This is a genomic window from Lactiplantibacillus sp. C232, from assembly GCF_023806725.1.
Taxonomy (GTDB): Bacteria; Bacillota; Bacilli; order Lactobacillales; family Lactobacillaceae; genus Lactiplantibacillus; species Lactiplantibacillus plantarum.
The window spans coordinates 1-3,819 of record NZ_JAMSKZ010000036.1 but is presented as its reverse complement, the minus strand read 5'-3'; the positions used below and the strand labels follow the sequence as shown (position 1 = coordinate 3,819).

Here is a 3,819-nt window from a genome sequence, read left to right as displayed (position 1 = left end):
ATATGCGCACAATAAAATTAACTTTGAACTTAAAGACGAATACGCCAACAGTCCCGTAGATAAGCAAATACAAATGCAAATTAAAGAGAGTGCGGGGTTAAAACCAGAGAACAGTCCGCAACCAAAACGAACAGAACAACGGAAAAAAACAATCTCAAGAGGAATGCACCGTTGAAGATACCGTCAGAGGCTCATATTTAGATTCTAAGAGCTTTTAATCTGAAACGAATAGTTTTACAAGTGATTGCAATTAAACCCGTAAAACGCACTTTAAAACGCCTTAAATCGCAATCGGCTATCTTAGATATATACCTATGGCAATTGATAGCAGCAAAAAAACGTTGATATAACTGACTTTTATTAAAACGCCGTCAGAAGCTCAAAATTAGCTTCTGACGGCGTTTAGGTTTTTAGGGAATGATTCTAGGCGGTTTGGGAGGAACTGTAGTGACGACCGTTTTTAAGCCGTTATGACCGCTCCCCGAAGCTTCAGCTGAGGTTAATTCTGAACCACGGGTCTGAATTTTGTTTTTTGTTTGGATTTTTGATTTGGTTTTTGGGTCGTTTTTTTGGGTGTTGAATTTTTGAATTTGGAAGGCGAAAAGGGGGGTACTACGACCCCCCTTTTAAGTGCCGAGTGCCAATTTTGATAAAAAAGTGTCTTTAAGCCTTTTATAGCAATGGTTACAGAGTTTTATATCTCGGCGAGTTTTTGGCGAGTTTTTGGCGAGTTTCTAGCGAAATAGATGTGTCCAGCACATATTGTTGACAATAATGTCGCAAAAATGCATAATAGTGGTGTACTTAAATTTAATTTAGTTTGGAGTAAAAAATATGGCTACAAATAAAAAAAGAATTACGGTCAGTCTAACCGAAGACCAATATTCTACTTTGGAAAAGCTTGCAAAAGAAAAAGGTTTTTCTAAGTCTGCGATTCTAGCTTTAGCTTTAGAAGATTATTCAAGAAAGGAATTAGAACAAAAAAAATAAGCGAAAACTCGGCTTGGGCAAGACGAAAGTTTCCGCTAAACATTGTTGTTCTAACAAGGTTATTCTACCATTATGGCAAAAGACAAATCAAGATACTTCACCTTTTTGTTATATCCCGAATCTATTCCAGAAGATTGGAAGTCGAAATTAGAATTAATTGGTGTCCCAATTGCTGTTAGTCCATTGCATGATAAAGATAAAAGTACTGTGCCAGGACAAGAGTTTAAAAAACCACATTATCATGTTGTCTATGTGGCTAAAAACCCAGTTACTGCTGATAGTGTTCGGTACAAAATTAAACAGCTTCTAGGCGATCAGAGTATTGCTAAAGTACAAATAGTCATAAGAAGTATGACAAGTATGTATTTATACCTTACTCATGAGTCCAAAGATGCTATTGAGAAGAAAAAGCATAAATATAATAAACAAGATATTACGTTAATTAATAATTTTGATATTGATAGATATATATCGCTTGATGTGGAAGATAAAGACGATATGTTGAATACTGTGTGCGATTTGATTGACGAATACGGGATAGCTAATATACGTGAGTTAAAGCGTTTTGTCAGAGTTCATGGTAATGAATATGGGCTTCCTAGTATGAAAATAATTAATTCTGTTTTGCGGGCACATACCGCCTTAGTGAGGTTATATTTTGATGCAGTCTATCAGGAACGAAGATATGGTAGAGGCGATATTGATAAAGAAACAGGCGAAATATTGAAGGGTAAAAAATGAAAATGGGAGTTGCTAAATGATTAAAAAATTAACTGAAATGAGTACACATCAATTAGATCAAATATTGAATATTTGGTTGCATAGTAATATTGAAGCTCATAGCTTTATTTCTAGGGATTATTGGGTAGGTAACTATAATTTAGTTGAGAAGATGTTACCTAAATCAGACATTTATGTTTATTATCAAAATGATGAAATAATAGGGTTTCTGGGTTTAGATAATAATTATATCGCTGGTATTTTTGTCAAGACGGAGTCACGCAACAAAGGGATAGGTAGAGGATTATTAAACGAGGCCAAAAAAGAAAAAAACGAATTGACTTTGTCTGTTTATGAAAAAAACGATAAGGCAATGAAATTTTATATGCGTAATGACTTTGTAGTCAAGTCTAAATATACTGAAGAAGAAACTGAGCAAGTATCGTATGATTTATTTTGGAAAAATGCCTGAATCTGAATTTAAAGCTGACTGTATTATGGTCAGCTTTTTTTTGTGGTTAAGCTGACATCAGCTTGCCCTGCTCGGGTAGAGTTCTGCATGAAATGCGCTCGCTATGCAATAGCCCGCCGGAGGTTTTTCTAGCCGGATAATAGGCGCAGAAAAATAGCAGTTCTCCCAGTAGGAAGGGAGAACGCTACTACCTCGTAGAGCCCACACTTTACCTTGTAAAGTATAGTGGGTTATACCTTTTAGGTTTTTGTCATCTACATTGGGGCCTTATTTGTGCAGGTTTCGTGCATATTTGAGGGTCAGTTCAGGTTGATAGGTATATATACTTTGATTGTCTATGGTTAAGCTAGACCCAAAAATTGAGGAGATAAAGTATTATACTTAGTAATTCAAAGTATTATACTTAGAACAAGTAAAGTATTATACTTAGATGGCTAAAAACAACCGAGGCGATTTGAAATGAGTAAAGCTGTCGTGAGACTGGAAAAGCAAAAATTGACAACCATTGGCTCTCTGCAACGACATGTTGAACGTGATTCAGATAAGCATAGCAATCGCGATATTGACATTACTAAATCGCATCTGAACATGGATATGCTTAATGATGACCAGTTGAATAAAGAGTCTAGGAATATCCCCATAGTCAACAAAATCCCCAAAAATAAAGGCTATCATGACCGGGTCAATTACTGGCTAGATTCTTTAAACAAATGGCGCGAACATGATGGCATGAAACCACAGAAATTCCGTAAAGACGCGGTTCGTGTCGTCGACTTTGTGGTGACGTCCGACCAAGATTTCTTTGCTAATCTTTCGCCAGAACAAACTAAAGATTATTTTAGAGATGCCACGCGCTTTTTTGCGAAACGCTATGGTCACATGGTCTTTGCAGAAGTCCACATGGACGAAACAACGCCACATATGCACATTGGCCTTGTGCCGATCGTTAAAACGGCCGACAAGGGTTACCGACTTAGCGCCAAACTCAAATTTAATCGCACTGAATTAATTAATTTACAAACGGATTTTGCCAAGGATATGCAAGCACACGGGTGGCAAATTGAACGTGGTCAAGAGCGGTCAACTGCTCAACATGTTGACACTCCACGGTTTAAACATGAACAAGACGAAATAAATCAGCCGTTAATGCTAACTATGTCACAGGCGAAAAGTCTTAATTATCAGGACGTCCCGGGCAAATTTCTGTCAAATGAGCAATTTGAAAAATTGGCGAACCAAGCAGATCGTTATCGCGATTATCCAAAGTTGCAAGCCGAAAATCAGCGTCTAAGTAACAAAGTGAATAACCAACAAACCGCAAATAAAACACTGCGCCGTGAGCGTAATCAACTCACTGCTGAACTACTTGAACAAAAAGAACAAAACAAGGCTTTAGATAAGCATATTGATTGGCTTGAAAAAGAGCTTGAACGGCTGGGGAAGGCACTTGAGCTAGCTAAAAAGACACTTCTCATTGTCGGCAGAACGCTCAAAGGATACCTTGACCCAGAAAAGTTAAAATATGCGCACAATAAAATTAACTTTGAACTTAAAGACGAATACGCCAACAGTCCCGTAGATAAGCAAATACAAATGCAAATTAAAGAGAGTGCGGGGTTAAAACCAGAGAACAGTCC

At 37.3% G+C, this 3,819-nt stretch carries 4 protein-coding genes; all 4 read left to right on the top strand.

Features of this window, described 5'->3' with window-relative positions:
- Positions 1-834: 834 nt before the first annotated feature.
- The gene (locus MZO41_RS16360) at positions 835-990 is read left to right on the top strand and encodes a ribbon-helix-helix protein, CopG family (RefSeq protein WP_004906453.1); all 156 of its coding nucleotides are present in this window, start codon (positions 835-837) and stop codon (positions 988-990) included.
- A 72-nt stretch (positions 991-1,062) separates the two neighbouring features.
- Positions 1,063-1,731: a replication protein gene (locus MZO41_RS16355; protein WP_252129715.1), complete on the top strand. Its 669-nt coding sequence runs from the start codon at positions 1,063-1,065 to the stop codon at positions 1,729-1,731.
- A 16-nt stretch (positions 1,732-1,747) separates the two neighbouring features.
- Positions 1,748-2,182: a GNAT family N-acetyltransferase gene (locus MZO41_RS16350; RefSeq protein ID WP_252129714.1), complete on the top strand. Its 435-nt coding sequence runs from the start codon at positions 1,748-1,750 to the stop codon at positions 2,180-2,182.
- Between the two features lie 459 nt (positions 2,183-2,641).
- Positions 2,642-3,819 (top strand): MobV family relaxase (mobV, locus tag MZO41_RS16345; protein ID WP_252129713.1); only part of this gene is annotated, 1,178 nt, incomplete at its 3' end.

What these genes read in the sequence shown, in the direction of transcription:
- MZO41_RS16360 (WP_004906453.1), top strand. Translation starts at nt 835, where the DNA reads ATGGCTACAAATAAAAAAAGAATTACGGTCAGTCTAACCGAAGACCAA.
- MZO41_RS16355 (WP_252129715.1), top strand. Translation starts at nt 1,063, where the DNA reads ATGGCAAAAGACAAATCAAGATACTTCACCTTTTTGTTATATCCCGAA.
- MZO41_RS16350 (WP_252129714.1), top strand. Translation starts at nt 1,748, where the DNA reads ATGATTAAAAAATTAACTGAAATGAGTACACATCAATTAGATCAAATA.